General features: G+C 72.1%; 18 protein-coding genes and 1 pseudogene. 10 read left to right on the top strand and 9 right to left on the bottom strand.

The genetic code is table 11. The features are described 5' to 3' along the window. Positions 1-5: 5 nt before the first annotated feature. Positions 6-599, top strand: a complete 594-nt coding sequence (locus tag O3W51_RS10205) for a TetR/AcrR family transcriptional regulator (protein ID WP_244809104.1) — start codon at positions 6-8, stop codon at positions 597-599. A 47-nt stretch (positions 600-646) separates the two neighbouring features. Here O3W51_RS10205 and O3W51_RS10200 read toward each other — a convergent pair whose 3' ends face one another. From O3W51_RS10200 to O3W51_RS10190, 3 genes are all read right to left on the bottom strand, one after another. Beyond that, positions 647-1,615, bottom strand: a complete 969-nt coding sequence (locus O3W51_RS10200; protein ID WP_138353274.1) for a pirin family protein — start codon at positions 1,613-1,615, stop codon at positions 647-649. Positions 1,616-1,701: 86 nt separating this feature from the next. Then, complete coding sequence (locus O3W51_RS10195; RefSeq protein ID WP_187144815.1) at positions 1,702-1,875, bottom strand: hypothetical protein; 174 nt, start codon at positions 1,873-1,875, stop codon at positions 1,702-1,704. Between the two features lie 112 nt (positions 1,876-1,987). Beyond that, entirely contained in the window at positions 1,988-3,745 is a 1,758-nt protein-coding gene (locus O3W51_RS10190; protein WP_138353275.1) for an acyclic terpene utilization AtuA family protein, read from the bottom strand. 132 nt (positions 3,746-3,877) lie between these two features. Here O3W51_RS10190 and O3W51_RS10185 point away from each other — a divergent pair, with 132 nt between their 5' ends. Next, positions 3,878-5,053, top strand: a complete 1,176-nt coding sequence (locus O3W51_RS10185; protein WP_138353276.1) for a DUF3533 domain-containing protein — start codon at positions 3,878-3,880, stop codon at positions 5,051-5,053. 14 nt (positions 5,054-5,067) lie between these two features. On the opposite strand, the gene O3W51_RS10180 is transcribed toward O3W51_RS10185, so the two are convergent. Beyond that, positions 5,068-5,658 (bottom strand): hypothetical protein, encoded by a 591-nt coding sequence (locus O3W51_RS10180; RefSeq protein ID WP_381587941.1) that lies wholly within the window; start codon positions 5,656-5,658, stop codon positions 5,068-5,070. 149 nt (positions 5,659-5,807) lie between these two features. Between O3W51_RS10180 and O3W51_RS10175 the strand changes: the two are divergent. From O3W51_RS10175 to O3W51_RS10160, 4 genes and pseudogenes are all read left to right on the top strand, one after another. Beyond that, positions 5,808-6,161, top strand: a pseudogene (locus O3W51_RS10175) (ASCH domain-containing protein); the annotation flags it as partial. Between the two features lie 72 nt (positions 6,162-6,233). After that, complete coding sequence (locus tag O3W51_RS10170; protein ID WP_244809813.1) at positions 6,234-6,776, top strand: NUDIX domain-containing protein; 543 nt, start codon at positions 6,234-6,236, stop codon at positions 6,774-6,776. 238 nt (positions 6,777-7,014) lie between these two features. Then, positions 7,015-7,440: a YidH family protein gene (locus tag O3W51_RS10165; RefSeq protein ID WP_244809106.1), complete on the top strand. Its 426-nt coding sequence runs from the start codon at positions 7,015-7,017 to the stop codon at positions 7,438-7,440. A gap of 24 nt (positions 7,441-7,464) precedes the next feature. Continuing rightward, the gene (locus tag O3W51_RS10160) at positions 7,465-7,773 is read left to right on the top strand and encodes a DUF202 domain-containing protein (protein ID WP_269285268.1); all 309 of its coding nucleotides are present in this window, start codon (positions 7,465-7,467) and stop codon (positions 7,771-7,773) included. A 24-nt stretch (positions 7,774-7,797) separates the two neighbouring features. Here the strand turns inward: O3W51_RS10160 and O3W51_RS10155 are convergent, their stop codons facing one another. Next, positions 7,798-8,721: an NADP-dependent oxidoreductase gene (locus O3W51_RS10155; protein WP_164293760.1), complete on the bottom strand. Its 924-nt coding sequence runs from the start codon at positions 8,719-8,721 to the stop codon at positions 7,798-7,800. Between the two features lie 40 nt (positions 8,722-8,761). Next, a complete protein-coding gene (locus O3W51_RS10150) occupies positions 8,762-10,294 on the bottom strand; it encodes an MFS transporter (protein WP_138353280.1) in 1,533 nt (510 codons plus the stop codon). 150 nt (positions 10,295-10,444) lie between these two features. On the opposite strand from O3W51_RS10150, the gene O3W51_RS10145 reads away from it, so the two are divergent. After that, complete coding sequence (locus O3W51_RS10145; RefSeq protein ID WP_138353281.1) at positions 10,445-10,885, top strand: MarR family winged helix-turn-helix transcriptional regulator; 441 nt, start codon at positions 10,445-10,447, stop codon at positions 10,883-10,885. A gap of 34 nt (positions 10,886-10,919) precedes the next feature. Here the strand turns inward: O3W51_RS10145 and O3W51_RS10140 are convergent, their stop codons facing one another. Together O3W51_RS10140 and O3W51_RS10135 are read right to left on the bottom strand one after the other, a co-directional pair. Beyond that, a complete protein-coding gene (locus tag O3W51_RS10140; protein ID WP_138353282.1) occupies positions 10,920-11,813 on the bottom strand; it encodes a hypothetical protein in 894 nt (297 codons plus the stop codon). Between the two features lie 65 nt (positions 11,814-11,878). After that, the gene (locus O3W51_RS10135) at positions 11,879-12,586 is read right to left on the bottom strand and encodes a FadR/GntR family transcriptional regulator (RefSeq protein ID WP_138353283.1); all 708 of its coding nucleotides are present in this window, start codon (positions 12,584-12,586) and stop codon (positions 11,879-11,881) included. Positions 12,587-12,701: 115 nt separating this feature from the next. Between O3W51_RS10135 and O3W51_RS10130 the strand changes: the two genes are divergently transcribed. Genes O3W51_RS10130 through O3W51_RS10120 form a run of 3 tightly spaced genes read left to right on the top strand, consistent with a single transcriptional unit; the run spans position 12,702 to position 15,651 of the window. Further along, a complete protein-coding gene (locus O3W51_RS10130; RefSeq protein WP_138353284.1) occupies positions 12,702-13,238 on the top strand; it encodes a gluconokinase in 537 nt (178 codons plus the stop codon). Positions 13,239-13,274: 36 nt separating this feature from the next. Next, entirely contained in the window at positions 13,275-14,672 is a 1,398-nt protein-coding gene (locus O3W51_RS10125) for a GntP family permease (protein ID WP_138353285.1), read from the top strand. Positions 14,673-14,712: 40 nt separating this feature from the next. Then, positions 14,713-15,651, top strand: a complete 939-nt coding sequence (locus O3W51_RS10120) for an MBL fold metallo-hydrolase (protein WP_138353286.1) — start codon at positions 14,713-14,715, stop codon at positions 15,649-15,651. Positions 15,652-15,869: 218 nt separating this feature from the next. Here O3W51_RS10120 and O3W51_RS10115 read toward each other — a convergent pair whose 3' ends face one another. After that, entirely contained in the window at positions 15,870-17,150 is a 1,281-nt protein-coding gene (locus O3W51_RS10115; RefSeq protein ID WP_232485619.1) for a glucarate dehydratase family protein, read from the bottom strand. Positions 17,151-17,186: the final 36 nt, after the last annotated feature.

Raw genomic sequence — 17,186 nt, 5'->3', positions numbered from 1 at the left:
TGGGGGTGACCCCGAAACCGTCGACTCCCCGCATCCGCAAGAGCCCCGAGCAGGTCCGCTCGGCCGTCCATCAGGCGGTCATCGACCTGCTGTCCGACCCCGGGGGCGCGGACCTGACCATTCCCGCGATCGCGCAGCGCGCCGGGGTGAACCACACCAGCGTCTACCGGCGCTGGGGCAGCCGTGAGGCGCTCCTGGCCGACGTGGTCGTCGCCCGGCTCGAGCGCGACTGGCCGCTGGCGGACACCGGCACCCTGCGCGGCGACCTCATCGCCTGGGCGGAAGCGGGGGTCGCGAGCATCCGCAAACCCGAAGGCCGGCTCCTCGTGCGGGCCGTCGCCCTGTCGATGCCGGGCAGCGCCCCGGCGCAGGGGGAACGCGCCCAGCACTTCGAACGCCGGATCCAGTCCATCGAACGCATCCGTGAGCGGGCCGCGGCCCGCGGCGAGATCCCCCCGCCCCTCGAAGAGATCCTCGACCAGCTCATCGCACCGCTCTACGTACGAGCGATCTTCGGCATCGACCCCCCGGCCACGGGCTACCCGGAACTCCTAGTGGACCGGCTGCTCAGCAACACGGGTGAGCCGGGAACGGCCTGAGCGACCGTCACCCGAAGAAAGATCCGTCCCCGGATCGAAAGCCCGGCTCAGCGCACCCGTCCCCGCGGCTTCAGGGGCACGGGAGGCAGTTCCGGGGCGGGCAGCGGAGCTCCGTCGTAGCCCCTCACATCCCCGAAGCGAGAGCCGCTCATCCAGTCCGAACGGGCCTGTGCGATGTCCTCGTTCGACCGACCGACGAAGTTCCACCACATGACGATCTTCTCGTCGAAGGGCTCGCCGCCGAGCAGCATCAGGCCGCTGTCCACGTCGGCGCGGATCGCGAGGTCGCGGCGGCCGCAGCCGAGGTAGAGCATCGAGCCAGGGGCGAGGCTTACGCCGTCGACCTCGGCCTCGCCGGACATCGTCAGGGCCGCGTACTCGAAGTCGGGGCGGAGCGGCAGGCGGGTGTCGGTGCCCGCTGCCAGGGCGAGGTCGGCGCCGACGAGGGGGGTGTGGGTGGTGCCGGGTGAGACGGCGCCGTCCAGTTCGCCCATGATGACGGTGGCGTGCAGACCGCCGCCTCCGGTGACGACCGGCAGGTCGGCGTGGTGCTCGAAGGCCGGCGCGGTGTTCCGGTGGGCCTCCGGGAGGGCGACCCAGAGTTGGGCGCCGTGCAGGAGCCGGGGGTGGTCGCGCGGCGATTCCTCGGAGTGCGAGATGGCCCGGCCGGAGGTCATCAGTCCCAGCTCGCGGGGGCGTACGGTCTGCAGACTGCCGAGGCTGTCGCGGTGCAGCACCTCGCCGTCGTGCAGCCAGCTCACCGTCTGCAGGCCCATGTGCGGATGCGGCGGGACCTGCATCCCGGACTCGCGCGCGATGTCGTCGGGGCCGTAGTGGTCGACGAAGCACCAGGCGCCGACCATCCGGCGGCCCAGGTTCGGCAGGAGGCGCCGTACCTGGGTGCTCTCGCCGAGCGTGACGGTGCGCGCGGTGAGGAGCTCGTGGACGGGCTCGGCCGAGACGTCTTCGCGGCCGCCGCACACGGTCGGTGCGGGCTTCACATCGAGGTTGCTCATATCCCGATCATTGCGCACCGGCCCGCCTGGACGTCGGGTCCGTGCCGACGGGTCCCTGCCGACGGGTCCCTGATGCCGTACGCCTGTCAGATGCCCGGGTGCACTCCGTGGACCAGGTCCATCGCCTCGCTGGTGTAGCGCTCGCGGGCGCTGAGGTCCAGGTCGGGGAAGTAGTCCTTGAGCCGGGTGACCACCTGCTGCTCGGACTCGTGGCAGTCGCGCAGCAGGAAGATCGCCTTGTGCAGAATCGACTGGTCCATCGAAATGCCCCCCTCGGAATGCCCACCCGCCTCTTGCGGTGGGCCGCTTCCTACGGTACGCAGACGACCGTCAGCACTTGGGCAAAGAGATCTACACGCCGGGCAAAGAGATTCACGCTCCAGGCAAAAGATCCATGGGAATGTCGACCGGGCGGGCCCGCAGATACTCGCCCAGGCTCTTGGCCTGCGGGTCGGGGCGGGTGGAGGCGGCGACGCCCTCGCCGAGCAGGCCGTGCAGGACGAAGTTGAGGGCGCGCAGGTTGGGCAGTTCGTAGCGGACGACCTCCAGCTCGGCGGACTCCGGGAGCAGCAGCCGCAGCTCGTCGACGCCGAGGTGGGCGCGGAGCCACGCGTAGGCCTCGTCGGTGCGGGCCCACAGGCCGATGTTGGCGTCGCCGCCCTTGTCGCCGGAGCGGGCACCGACCAGCCGCCCGAGCGGTGCCCGGACGGTGGGGCCGGACGGCACGGCCGGGCGTGGCTCGGAGCCGGCGGCCGGCCGCTCCTGACGCACCCGCGCCACCGTCGGCGGCCTCGGCACGTCCAGTCTGGTGCCGTCGGCCAGCACGACCTGGGCCGGCACCTCGTCGGCGGCGACCAGCGCGGGCCAGTACACCCCGTACTCGGTGGGCCGGGGGGACGCCTGTTCCAGATAGAAGCCGGGGTAGCTCGCCAGCGCCGTGCCGGCGACCGCGGTGAACAGCGCGCGGCCGACCTTGTCGCGGTCGGGGTCCTTGACGGTCAGCGTCAGCCGGGCGGTGTCGGCCGCGGGCCGTTCCATCCGCAGGTCGAACTCGTCGAACCGGTCGCTGCCGCCCGTCGCGTCGAGCAGGGACGCCTCCGCGAACCGCGCCTTGGCCTCGATGTCGAGGCCGGTCAGCACGAAGGTGGCGCTGTTGCGGAAGCCGCCGAGGTAGTTGAGGCAGACCTTGAGGGTGTCGGGCGCGGGCTCGCCGCGGGTGCCGGTGACCCGGACCCGGTCGGGGCCCTCCTGCTCCAGGCGCAGGGTGTCGAAGCGGGCGACGACATCGGCGTTCAGGTACTCGGGCCGCTCGATCTCGTAGAGCAGTTGCGCCGTGACGGTGTCGACGGTGACCGCGCCGCCGGTCCCCTCGTGCTTGGTGATGACGCAGGAGCCGTCGGGGTGCATCTCGGCGATGGGGAAGCCGGGGTGCACCGGGTACTCGATCTCGGTGAAGAAGGAGAAGTTGCCGCCGGTGGCCTGGGCGCCGCATTCGATGATGTGGCCCGCGGCGACCGCCCCGGCGAGCCGGTCCCAGTCGTCGAGCGCCCAGTCGAAGGCCCAGGCGGCCGGTCCGGTGACGAGCGCGGCGTCGGTGACCCGGCCGCAGATGACCACGTCGGCGCCGGCGCGCAGCGCGCGGGCGATGCCCCAGCCGCCGAGGTACGCGTTGGCGGTGACGGGCTCGATGCCGGAGTCGGCGAGGAGCCGGCCGGTGGACAGGTTGGCGAACCCGTGACCCTTCTCGCGCAGCTCGGGGAGACGGTCGAGGAGGTCGTCGCCCTCCAGGTGGGCGATGGTGGGGTGGAGGCCGCCGAGCGCGGCCAGTTCGCCGAGTTTGGCGGCGAGTCCGGCCGGGTTGAGGCCGCCCGCGTTGACGACGACCTTGATGCCGCGTTCCAGACAGCTGCCGAGCACCTCGTGCATCTGGGCGAGGAAGGAGACGGCGTAGCCGGCGTCGGGGTCGCGCTGCCGTGCCTTCCACAGGATCAGCATGGTCAGTTCGGCGAGGTAGTCACCGGTCAATACGTCGATCGGCCCGCCTTCGACCATCTCGCGGGCGGCGGACAGCCGGTCGCCGTAGAAGCCCGAGCAGTTGGCGATACGCAGGACGTCGAACGGTGCCGGCATGACGGTCACTCCTGGTCGGTGCTGGGCAGTGGTGGCCGCGCGCAGCATTTCGCGTGCAGTGGCCACCCGGCAAGGGGCCCGTACGGAGCACCCCCTCTCGCGTCGAAAGCGTAGGCCGCCTAACGTTCGTGCATGAGCTCTGCAGGGACGACCCCTCCGCCGCCGGACGAAACACCTTCCACCGCCCAGGATTCCGGTTCCACCACCCCGGATTCCGGCGCCTCACGGGGTGTTCCGGCGCTGCCGGACGGATCGGGCGGGTTCGCGGCCGAGCTGCGGGACGCGATCAGCTTCCGGGCTTTCCTGCTGGTCGTCGGAGGTCTGCTGATCCAGCTGGCCTTCATCGTGTCGTACCTGGGCGCGTTCCACTCCCCCACCCCGCACCGGATCCCGGCCGCCGTCGTGGCGCCCGCGCAGGTGGCGGGCAAGGTGGCCGCACAGCTCAACGGGCTGCCGGGCGAGCCGGTGAAGGCGGTCGTGGTGGCCGACGAGGCCGAGGCGCGGCGGCAGATCATGAACCGTACGGTGGACGCCGCGATCCTCATCAACCCGGCGGGGAAGACCGATTCGCTGCTGGTGGCGTCCGCGGGCGGCCCCTCGGTGTCGCAGACCGCCGCGCAGATCGCGCAGAGCGTCGAGAAGACCCAGCACCGGCAGGTGACGGTCACCGACATCAAGGCCCCCAACAAGGAGGACGGCCGCGGGCTGAGCTCGTTCTACCTGGTCATCGGCTGGGTGGTGGGCGGCTATCTGACCGCCTCGATCCTGGGTGTGGCGGGCGGCGCCCGGCCGGTCAACCGGCACCGTACGGCGATCCGGCTCGGCACCCTCGCGCTCTTCTCGGTGGTCTCCGGGCTCGGCGGGGCGATCATCGTGGATCCGGTGTTCTCGGCGCTGACAGGCCACTTCGTGGCGCTGTGGGCGATCGGCGCGCTGGTGGTCTTCGCGGCCGCCGCCGTCACCACGGCTCTGCAGACGCTCTTCGGCATCATCGGCATCGGGCTGTCGATCCTGCTCTTCGTCGTGATGGGCAATCCGAGCGCGGGAGGCGTCTATCCGGCGTCGCTGCTGCCGCGCTTCTGGAGCGCGATCGGGCAGTCCCTGCCGCCGGGCGCGGGCACCACGGCGGTCCGCAACACCGTGTACTTCGGCGGGAGCGCAACGGCCGGCCCGCTGTGGGTGCTGGCGGCGTACGCGGTCGCCGGTGTCGTCGTCGCGATGGCGACCGTCGTGGTACGCGACCGCCGGGCGGGGTCCGGTACCGACGGTGTCGCGGATCCTGTCACCGGGGCGGTCACACCAGGCTGACGTGACCGGTGCGGTCACACCGGGCTGACCTGGACGATCGCCTTGCCGGTGTTCGTCCTCGGTGAGGTGTTTGACCTTGGCGGCGGATCCGGCGCTGCCGATGACGCGCCCGGCGCCGAGCAGCCGGGCGATCTGACCGGCCGCGGTGCCGACGCCGCCGGCGGCGGCCGAGATGAACACCGTCTCCCCCGGCTGGACGCGGGCGACCTTCGCCAGGCCGACGTACGCGCTGAGGCCGGTGCCGCCGAGCACGCTGAGGTGGCGCGCCGCGGGACTCCCGGCAGATCCGGCAGCACCCGGGCGCCGGCGGCCGTCACCAGCGCGTGGGCGTGCCAGGCGACCCGGTGCCGGACGAGGCCGCCGACGGCCGGCGCCGGGTCGTGGGACTCGACGACGCGGCCGATCGCGCGGCCGTCCAGCGGCGCGTGGAGATCCCAGCCGCCCTCGTCCATCACCTCGCGCATGCAGGGATCGACGGACAGGTAGATGTTCTCGACCGGGGCGGGACCGGGGCCCGGTACCGGGACGGCCTCCTCGACGAAGGCGAAGTTCCCGGCGGTGGGGAGTCCCTGGGGCCGCCCGACCCGGCACGTCGGCCATGTCACCACTCCGGAGATGGCACGGTCGCTCGCCGTGCGCGTCCTGATCCGCGAACTGCGCGCCACGCGCGCCGCCGTCACGGGCCAGGAGCCGTCCCAGGAAACGCCTTTGACGCCATTGCCCAGCCTTTGACGCCGCGACCTAGGCTGGCTCCATGGGCTCCTACGATGATCTCCCGCCGTTCGAACTCGCCTTCCCCGGTCCGCTGCGCGACCGGCTGGTCGCCGCGGTCCTGTCCGGGGAGAAGATCTCCACGACCGGGCTCGTCGAGGACTACGAGTACTGCGGCGACGCGCTGCCCGTCGTCGGCGAACGGTCCGCCCTGATCGATTCGGCGGACCGGCCGGTGGCCGTGCTGGAGACCACGGAGGTCCGCGTCCTGCCGCTCGCCGAGGTGGATCTGGCGCACGCGGTGGACGAGGGCGAGGGCGACCGGACCGTCGCGCAGTGGCGGGCGAACCATGAAGGGTTCTGGCACAGCCAGGAGATGCGCGACGCGATCGGCGACCCGGAGTTCACCGTCACCGACGAGACCCTGGTCGTCGCCCAGCGGTTCCGCGTCGTGGAACGCCTCGACCCGGTGACCGGCGCCCCCGCCCGACCGCGTTCCGCGGACGAGCTGCTGGACATCGTCGACGAGAACGACGAGGTCGTCGGCCAGGAGCGGCGGGCCGAGGCGTACGCCCGCGGGCTGCGGCACCGCTGCGCGTTCGTGCTGGTGAAGGACGGCGAGGGACGGACGTTCGTGCACCGCCGCACCGCGGTGAAGCTGGTCTTCCCGTCGCTGTACGACATGTTCGTGGGCGGGGTCGTCGGAGCGGGCGAGACGTACGACGAGGCCGCGCTGCGGGAGGCCGAGGAGGAGCTGGGGGTGTCGGGACTGGCGCGGCCCGTACCGCTGTTCAAGTTCCTCTACGAGCGGGACGGGCACTCCTGGTGGTCCCAGGTGTACGAGGTGCGGTGCGAACTCCCGGTCTCCCCGCAGGTCGAGGAGGTCGCCTGGCACACCTTCCTGACCGACGGCGAGCTGGAGCGGCGGCTGGCCGAATGGCAGTGGGTCCCGGACGGCCTCGACGCGTTCCACAGGCTGCGTGAGTGGCGGGGGCGGCCTCCTGTGGCGTAGCCGTCCTGGCTCAAGAACGTGCTGGTGAAAGCCCACAACCGGAGCCCGGTGCGCACGGACCGGCCCGGAGGGCGGCTTCGTGACCCGCCGCTGGGTGATCGCGCCGCTCGCCCGCTGACCCATCGACCGACAGGGCCGGGGCCGCTCCGGCCCCGTAACGGTGGGCGCTCACCCGCCGGACACCGGCCGGACACCCGGCGTCCGGGTCCGGTACCGGGTCCGGACGTACAGTGACCGGGTGATCGTCTTCGTACGGGCGCTGCCCGGCAGGCTGCGGGCCGGGGTGTCGGCGGTCGGGCTGTGGTTCTCGCCGGCCCGGGTACAGGCGGAGGGCGAGACGCCCGACTACCGGTTCTCGCTGGCCAACGAGCGCACGTTCCTGGCCTGGATCCGGACCGCGCTGGCGCTGATCGGCGGCGGCTTCGCGGTGGACCAGTTCCTGCCGGACCTGCCGCGGACCGTCCGGGTCGTCCTGGCGCTGGCGCTGCTGGTGGGCGGCGCGATGTGCGCGGTGCGGGCCGTCAACTACTGGGTGCGCTGCGAGCGGGCCATGCGCCGGAACGAGGACCTGCCGCTCTCCCGCTTCCCGACGCTGCTGGCCGTGCTCGTGGCGGGCATCGCGGTGGTGATGGTGGCGATCGTGCTGCTCGGCCGGGCGGGCTAGGCCGTGCCGGAAAGGCCCGCAGGAGTGCGGGACCGCGATCCCGGTCTGCAGCCGGAACGGACCCGGCTGGCCTGGCGGCGGACGACCCTGTCGTGCGCGGTCGCCGCGGTGCTCGCGGGCCGGCAGGCGGTCCACCGGGGGCTGTCCGGCGTGGGGATCGTGGGAGTGGCGCTCGGCGCCTTGGTCTGGCTCGCCTTCCTGCTCGTCGCCCAGCACAGGATCCGCCTCATGGACGCGCCGCGGCCCCCCGGTAATAAAAAACCGGGGGGGGCCGCGGCGGTGGTGGGGTGCACGGTGGCGCTGGCCGTCTTCGGGGCGGCCGTGCTGTGGTGACGCCCGGGCCGGGGACCGGACGGGTCACATGGTGACGACGATCTTGCCGCGGGTGTGGCCCTCGGCGCTGAGCCGCTGCGCGTCCGCCGCCCGCTCCAGCGGGAAGGTGGCGGCGACCTCCACGGTGATCACACCGGCTTCGGCGAGGTCGCTGAGGGCCGAGAGGTCCGTGGCGTCCGGGCGCACCCACTGGAACCGGCCGCCCATGCCCAGCACCGCCGGGTCGGCGATGGAGACCAGCCGGCCGCTGTCGACGAGCAGGCCCGGGGAGACGGTCAGGGCGTCGCCGCCGACCAGGTCCAGTACGGCGTGCACGCCGTCGGGGGCCAGCGCCCGTACGCGGTCGGCGAGGCCGTCCCCGTAGGTCACCGGTTCCGCGCCCAGCCCGCGCAGGTACTCGTGGTTGCGCTCGCCCGCGGTGCCGATCACCCGGGCGCCGAGGTGCTTGGCGATCTGGACGGCCATGGAGCCCACGCCGCCCGCCGCGGCGTGGATGAGGACCGTGTCGCCCTTGCCGACGTTCAGCTCGCCGAGGAGCGCCTGGTAGGCGGTCAGGCCCGCCAGCGGAAGGCCGGCGGCCTGCTCGAAGCTGAGGTTGGACGGCTTGCGGGCCAGCGTGCGGACCGGGGCGCCGACGTACTCGGCGAACGTGCCGCGGGACAGGAAGTCCTCGCGCACATAGCCGATGACCTCGTCGCCCTCCTCGAACTCCGGGACGTCGGGACCGGTCCTGACGACGACGCCGGAGACGTCCCAGCCGGGAATGACGGGGTAGACCGCGTCGAGCATCGAGTCCAGGTAGCCGGCCTGCGCCTTCCAGTCGACGGGGTTGACCGCCGCGGCCCTGACCTTCACCAGGACGGTGTCCGGTCCGACCTTGGGGTCGGGGCGCTCGCCGTACTCCAGGGCCTCGGGCCCTCCGTAGCTGCGGTAACTGACGGCCTTCATGGTGATGGCTCCTGTACGCCGTGGGGGGATCGGGCGGGGATCAGACGACGCCGGCCTTGTCGGTCGCGTCGGACTGCTCGGCCGCCTTGAGGGGGGACGGGACGGTACCGGCGGCGGAAGCCGTCACCTCGACGGTCCGGGGTCCGTGGTTGGTCCGCAAGCCGAGCCAGCTGACCAGCCCGACCAGTGCGAAGGAGACGGCCGCGATACCGAAGGTGAGGCTGAAGCCGGATTCGGCGGGCAGCGGCGGTGCTCCGGCGGGCAGGTGCTCGATCGTCTTCGACGCCAGGATGGTGGTGACCACGGCGCTGCCGATCGCGCTGCCGGTGGAGCGGGAGATCGAGTTGATGCCGTTGGCGATACCGCTCTGGTGGTGCGGGACGCTCGCCATGATGACGGCGGGCATGGCCGCGTAGCCGAAGCTGACGGCCGCACCGACGATGAGGCCGGCGCCGATCACCGAGGCGGTGTGGCTGTGGTCGAGGGCCAGCCAGCCGAAGCCGGCGGCGCCGAGCACTGCGGCCAGGCCGAGCACGACCCGCGGGCCGCGGTGCCGGACGAGACGGCCGCCGATGGGCGAGGCGAGCAGCGAGACGATCGCGCCGGGGAGCAGGAACTCGACGGAGGCCCGGAGGATGGATGCGTCGAAACCGTAGCCCGTGAGCGCCTTGGGCATCTGGACGAGGTAGGAGACGCCCAGGAAGTTCGCGAACATGCCGAAGCCGACGAGGATCCCGGCGAGGTTGGCCATCAGCACCGGGCGGTGGACGAACATCCGCATGTCGACCAGCGGCTCGCGGACCTTGAGCTCGGTCAGCACCCAGACGGCGCCCATGACGACGGCGCCGGCGAAGCTGCCCAGCGTGCGGCCGGAGGCCCAGCCCCATTCGTGGCCCTGCGAGATCGGCAGCAGGAGCAGCAGGAGGGCGATGCCGAGGGTGAGCGCGCCGAGGATGTCGGTGCGGCCGCCGGTCTTGTGCCGGGTCGCGGGGACCATGGTGACGACCGCGACCAGGGCGAGGACGGCGAAGCCGGTCGCCATCCAGAACGCGTTGCGGTAGTCGGCGTCGGGGCCGGAGGTGAGCAGGCCCGTGGCGACCAGCGCGAGACCGCTGCCGAAGGCGAGGGTGCCGCTGACCAGTGCCATCGCACCGGGAAGCTTCTGCGGGCGGACCTCTTCGCGCAGCACCGACAGCGCCAGCGGGAAGATCGCGGTGGCGGCGCCCTGGAGCACCCGGCCGAGGATCAGCAGCGGCAGGGAGGTCGCGAGGGCGGCGATGACGGAACCCGCGACCATGACGCCGAGTACGGCCACCAGGGTCGGCTTCTTGCCGTGCTGGTCGCCGAAGCGGCCCAGCAGCGGGGTGAAGACCGCGGCGGACAGCAGGGTCGCGGTGGTCACCCAGCTGACGTTGGCGGTCGAGGTGCCGAGGTCGTTGCGGATCAGGCCCAGGATCGGGACGGGCAGGGTCTGCATCATCGACACGACCATGGCGGCGAGGCTCAGGGCGAAGACGATGACCGTCTCGTTCCGGTGCCCGGCTTCGGCGGGTGCGGTGGTGGCTTGGCTCATGGCTGGCGGGTCCTTCTCATTGCTTCACACCATTGCTTCACAACTTGGATGCTTGATGTCGTCAAGCAACTCGACAGACGGTAGACCTCAATAGTTAAGGACGTCAAGTTAATGATTGATGTCGTCAAGCATTTTGAGTACACTCGACCCATGAGCGCCACCACCCCGAACGTCCCGACCAAGCTCGAGCTCCTGGAGCTGCTGGCCGCCATCGGCACCGCCCAGTGGCGGGATTTCGCGGCCGCCGCCGCCCACCACGGCCTCACCTCCACCCAGGCCAAGGTCCTCGCCCAGCTCGACGGCCCGCTGCCGATGCGCGGTCTCGCGGCGCTGCTGGTGTGCGACGCGTCGAACGTCACCGGGATCGTGGACCGGCTGGAGGCGCGGTCGCTCGTCCGCCGCGAGGCGGACCCCGCCGACCGCCGGGTCAAGAACGTCGTGGCGACCGACGAGGGCCGCGACACCATCCGGCGCGTGCGCGAGGAGATGCAGGCGACGCACGGCGCGCTCGACGCCCTGGACGAGGACGAGAGCGCGACGCTCTACGCCCTGCTGGGACGGCTCCGCCCGGCGATGGAGAACAACGCCTGACCCGTCCGGGTAAAGCGCCTGAGACCCGTCCGGATCAGCGGCGGCGCAGCGCCGCCGCGAGCGCGCGCACCTCACGGCCCGCGAAACCGGGCTCCCGCCCCAGCGCGCGGACCAGGTCGTCTCGCACCGCGCGGGTGCGTCCCGCCGCGACCAGCGCCAGCGATTCGGCGAGCGCGGCCGGGAGCGACGGGTGGTACCAGGGCTCCGCGGCGTCCTCGTCGAACCAGCGAACGGCCGGGAACGAGCTGTGCACCTTGGGCTGGTGGTCGCCGAACCACGACCAGGTCCCGGGGTCGAGCGACACATTGACCACATGGCCGGCGGGCAGCGTACGCACCCACGGGCGTGACGCGTCCTGCTGCCAGCGCCAGTGGCCCGGGCTGGTCCTGCCCCGCTGGGTGACACCCACGTAGCGCAGCTTGCGGCGGATCACCGGCCACGGCTCGCGGCTCTCCTCGATCCAGCCGGCGAGCGCGCGGTGCAGGGTGTCGAAGGTGTTGCCCCGGAACACGACGTCCACGAGGGCGACCGGCCGCTTCCGGCGGGCCAGCGCGTACGGGTCGAGCCCCGCCGCGGCGAGGTGCTCGCGGAATCGTGCCCGCATCGCGGGCGTCCAGCCCTGGTCGCTGGTGCACGACACCGGCAGCCGCAGCAGCCGGCCCTCCCACGACGAGCCCTCGAACGCGCCGGTCAGCAGGTCGTACATGCTGTCCAGCGACCGTCCGACGAAGCACAGCTCGGCGCCGTCGGAGCGGGCCAGCACCTTCGCGGCGCATTCGGTGAGCGACGGCAGATAGCGGAGCCGGACCGGCGGCGCGCCCTCGGTGAGCGTGCCGAGCCGGTCCGGGCCGGCACCCGCGGACGTGGCGAGGTTCCAGCGGAACGGCTGCGGCGGGGCGGCGGGGGACGCGGTCGGTCGAGCGGGCATACGCCCCAGTGGATCACCACCGGCCGACCGGGTCATCCGGTTTTCCAGCCGCCTGCCCATGGTCGCTACGGCGCGAGGATATCCAGTTCGCGCAGCGCGCCCAGGCAGATCTCCCGCATCAGGCTCTCCGCGCCGGCCGCGTCCCGCGCCCGGACCGCCTCGGCGACCCGTACGTGCAGCGTGACCGCCTCGGGGTCGGGAGCGGTGAACATCACGTGGTGTTCGGTACGGCCGGTCAGCACCTCGGCCACGACATCGCCGAGCCGGGCGAACATCTCGTTGCCCGAGGCCTGGAGCATGACGCGGTGGAACGCGACATCGTGCACCAGGTACTCGCCCAGATCCGCGGCCCGGCCGGCCGCGGCCATGTCGGACGCGAGCACCGTCAGTTCCCGGCACTGGCCCGGGGTGGCGGCCAGCGCGGCGAGCCCGGCGGCCACCGGCTCGACGGCGGTGCGCAGCATCGTCAGCGAACGCAGCTGGCGGGGGCGGTCGGCGCCGGCCAGCCGCCAGCGGATGACCGCCGGGTCGAAGACGTTCCACTCCTCGGTGCGCCGCACCGTGACGCCGACCCGGCGGCGGGTCTCGACCAAGTGCATGGCCTCCAGGACGCGGACGGCCTCACGGACGACGGTGCGTGACACCCCGTACCGCACTTCGAGCTCGTCGATGCGCAGCACCGTGCCGGGCGGGTAGCCGCCCGAGGCGATGGCGGGCCCGAGTTCGGCCAGTACGCGGGCGTGCAGGCCGCCGCTCTCTCCCTGCTGAGGCATGGGTGACAGCCTATGTGCCACCACCTTGGTATGACGTTTTCATATCGAGCTCTTGAATAAGTAGTACCTATGGCGTTTATTGGTGCCAGCCGCTTGCACAAGGAGGTACGAGCGCATGACTGCCGAACCCGCGCAGCACCAGCCGCAGCACCAGCCGAGCCCCCCGGTCGTCGTCGTCATGGGCGTGTCCGGATCGGGCAAGTCCACGGTCGGCGGCCTGCTCGCCGAACGGCTGGGCGTCCCCTACGCCGAGGCGGACGACTTCCACCCGCCGGCGAACATCGCCAAGATGTCGGCCGGCCATCCGCTGGACGACTCCGACCGCGAGCCGTGGCTGGACGCCATCGCGAACTGGGTCACCGAACGCGACGGGCTGGGCGGTGTGGTCAGCTGCTCCGCCCTGCGGCGCCGCTACCGCGACCGGCTCCGCGCCGCCGCCCCCCGGTTGTTCTTCCTGCACCTGGACGGCCCGCCCGAGCTGATCGCCGCGCGGCTCGCGGCCCGCATGCAGCACTTCATGCCGCCCGGTCTGCTGCGCTCCCAGCTCGAAGCCCTCGAACCGCTGGACGCCGACGAGGCGGGTGCCGTCGTCACGATCGACGGCGGCCCGCAGCAGATCGCCGAGCGCGCGTACGCCGCGCTTCCCCGCTGACCCCCACATCCGCCGCCGTCCCCCTGGAGTACGAACGTGTCTGCACTCAGCGTCGAGCTGCTGGCCGCGACGACCGCGCCGCCCATCACCTCCGCCGGTGACACCCGGCTCGGCATCGCCGCACTCGTCGGCATCGCCGTCATCATCGTGCTGATCACCCGCTGGAAGGTGCACGCCTTCCTCGCCCTCACCATCGGCTCGCTCGTGCTCGGCGCGGTGGCGGGCGCACCGCTGGCGAAGGCCGTCACGAGCTTCACGACGGGTCTCGGCTCGACGGTCGCGGGGGTCGGCGTGCTCATCGCGCTCGGTGCCGTCCTCGGCAAACTGCTGGCGGACTCGGGCGGCGCCGACCAGATCGTCGACACCATCCTGGCCCGCACCAGCGAACGCCGGATGCCATGGGCCATGGCGGGGATCGCGGGCCTGATCGGGCTGCCGCTCTTCTTCGAGGTCGGCATCGTGCTGCTGATACCCGTAGTCCTGCTGGTCGCCCGGCGCGGCAACTACTCGCTGATGCGGGTCGGCATCCCGGCGCTGGCCGGGCTCTCCGTCATGCACGGCCTGGTGCCGCCGCACCCCGGCCCGCTCGCCGCCATCGACGCCATCCACGCCGACCTCGGCACCACCCTGGCGCTCGGTGTCCTCGTCGCGCTGCCCACTCTCGCCATCGCGGGGCCGCTCTTCGGCCGGGTGGCCGACCGCTGGGTGAAGGTCGACCCGCCGGAGAACCTCACCCCGGCCCGCGCCTCGGACAACCTCGAGCGGCGTCCCAGCTTCACCGCGACGGTGTGCACGATGCTGCTGCCGGTGGCGCTGATGCTCGCCAAGGCGCTGGTGGACATCATGGTCGACGACCAGCAGAGCCTGGTCTACCGGACCTTCGACGTGCTCGGCACGCCGCTGATCGCGCTGCTCGCCGCCGTCGTCCTGGCCATGTTCACCATGGGCCGCGCGGCCGGGTTCACCAAGGAACGGATCTCCTCGACCGTCGAGAAGTCGCTCGCCCCGATCGCCGGCATCCTGCTCATCGTCGGCGCGGGTGGCGGGTTCAAGCAGACGCTGATCGACGCCGGGGTCGGCAACATGATCCTCAACTGGTCCGACAGCTGGAACATCTCACCGCTGCTGCTCGCCTGGCTGATCGCCGTCCTCATCCGGGTCGCCACCGGCTCCGCGACCGTCGCCACGATCTCCGCGGCCGGCCTCGTGGCACCGCTCGCGACCGACATGTCGACAACTCATGCGGCGCTGCTGGTACTCGCCGTCGGAGCCGGCTCGCTGTTCTTCTCGCATGTCAACGACGCCGGGTTCTGGCTCGTGAAGGAGTACTTCGGGATGGATGTCCCGCAGACCCTCAAGTCGTGGTCGACGATGGAGACAGTGATCTCGGTGGTGGCCCTAGGCTTCGTCCTGCTGCTCTCGCTCGTTCTGTAGTGCGAGGCGGCGTCAGAGGACAGTCCTGGGGAGGGCACGCATGGGCACGACGGCGATTGTCGATACAACGGGCACGGAGCCGTATCTCATGGAACTGGCTCCGGACGTCCATGCGTTCTGCCAGCCCGACGGCGGCTGGTGCCTGAGCAACGCGGGCTTCGTCAGCGACGGCACGAGCACGCTGCTCGTGGACACCGCCGCCACCGAGCGCCGTGCCCGGCTGCTGCGGGACGCCATCACGACGGCGGGCGTGCCGCATCCGGAGTACGTGGTCAACACCCACCACCACGGCGACCACACCTACGGCAACGGCCTGTTCGCGGCGGGCGGCTCGACCGTCGTCGGGCACACCGCGTGCCGCCGGGAGCTGCTGGCGGCCGGCCGCCAGCTGCACGGGGTCTGGCCCGACGTCGACTACGGCGACATCGAGATCACCGCGCCCACCGTCACGTACTCCGAATCGATGCGGCTGCACACGGCCGGCTCGGAAATACGGCTGTTCCACCCCGGGGTGGCCCACACGCCGGGCGACACCATCGTGTGGCTGCCGCGCCAGCGCATCGTCTTCACCGGTGACCTGGTCTTCAACGGCGGCACGCCGTTCATCCTGATGGGGTCCCTGACCGGGTCGCTGCGCGCGCTGGACCTGCTGCGGTCGCTGGACGCCGAGATCGTCGTCCCCGGGCACGGCCCGGTCACCGACCCCGGCGTCTACGACACCATGGAGCGGTATCTGCGCAACCTCGGCTGTCTCGCGGACACCGGCCGCGCCGCCGGCCACACCCCGCTGCAGACCGCCCGCGCCGCCGACCTCGGGGCCTTCGCCCAACTCCGTGAGTCCGAGCGGCTGGTCGCCAACCTGCACCGGGTCTACGCCGAACTCGACGGCATCGCGCCGGGCGCCCCGCTGGACGTGGCGGCGGCGTTCGCCGACATGACGGAGATGAACGGCGGCGTGCCGGTGGCCTGCCACGCGTAATGCCCTTCCGGCGGATCATGGCTGTCCGGTCCAGCCGGTCTCCGGCCGGCAGGTGGCCCGTCGCGGCAGAACGGGCGGCTCCCCCGGCACCCGTTCACGCGGCGGTGACCGGTCCTCGGCGACACCGGGAGCCGCCGTTCCGGGTGGGGCCGCGCGTGATCGGCCGGACGGGCCTCAGCGGTGTCTATCGGGCCGCAAGGTGCCGCCCGGCGGCAATGTCACCAGCGCGGAACGGACGGCGTGCACCACCGCGGGTCGGCCTCGCGCATGGCCGCCGCGTCGTCGCGGTCCCGCATCGTGCCGTCGTCGTCCAGCCAGCGCTGGTGGAGCACCTTGAGGGCGTCCCGGTCGAGTTCGACGCCGAGGCCGGGCGCGTCGGAGACGGTGAGCCGGCCGTCGGTGAAGACATGCCGGGACGTGATGACGTCGTCGGTCTGCCAGGGGTAGTGCGAGTCGCAGGCGTAGTCGAGGTTGGGGACGGTCGCGGCCACGTGGGTCATGGCGGCGAGGCTGATTCCCAGGTGGGTGTTGGAGTGCATGGACAGGCCGACGCCGAAGGTGCGGCAGATCGCGGCCAGTTCACGGGTGTTGCGCAGCCCGCCCCAGTAGTGGTGATCGGACAGCACGACCTGGACGGCGCCCGTCGCGAACGCCTCCCGGATCTCCGGGAAGGTCGTCACGCACATGTTGGTGGCCAGCGGCACATCGGTGCCGGCCGCGACCTCCGCCATGCGGGCGGTGGTGCTGGCCGGGTCCTCCAGGTATTCGAGGACGTCGCCCAGTTCGGCGGCGACCCGCAGCGACGTCTCCACGGACCAGGCGCCGTTGGGGTCCAGCCGCAGCGGCTGACCGGGGAACTCCTCGGCCAGCGCCCTGACGGCGGCGATCTCCTCGTCGGGCGGGAAGACGCCGCCCTTGAGCTTGAAGGAGGCGAACCCGTACGTGTCGGCGAAGCGGCGGGCCTGGGCCACGACTCCGGCCGGGTCGAGCGCGGCGCCCCAGTCGTCACGGGGTGTGTCCGCGCCGGGGTGGTGCGCCCAGCGGTAGAAGAGGTACGCGCTGTACTCGACGGTGTCGCGGACCTTGCCGCCGAGCAGGGTGTGCACGGGCAGCCCGAGGATCTTGCCGAGCGCGTCGAGGCAGGCGACCTCGAACCCGGAGATGACGGAGAGCCGCAGCTTGTCGGCGGTCTGCACCCCGCGCAGCCCGCCGACGTCGACGGAGTCGGAGACGTCGTCGGGGTCGCCGCAGACCTGCTCGGCGAGCGTGAACAGCCCGTTCAGATCGCTGACCGCATGGCCGGGCAGAGCCTTGCCCAGGGGCGCGGCCAGCTCCAGGTACCGGCTGTCGCCGTACGTCTCGCCGACGCCGACCGTGCCGTCGGCGGTGACCACCTCGATGATCAGGCGCGGGGTGAAGGGCTGGTGCACGCCCTGGGTGTTGAGCAGCGGCGGGTCGGCGATCAGGATCGGGGTGAGCCTGACCTCCGTCACCGTCAGTGCCCCGGAGTCCCTCAGTGCCCTGGCGTTCGCCGC

Source organism: Streptomyces sp. H39-C1 (genome assembly GCF_027158125.1).
In the GTDB taxonomy this organism is placed as follows: Bacteria; Actinomycetota; Actinomycetes; order Streptomycetales; family Streptomycetaceae; genus Actinacidiphila; species Actinacidiphila fildesensis.
Note: the sequence above shows the minus strand (reverse complement) of the source record. Positions and strands in the feature narration are given on the sequence as shown.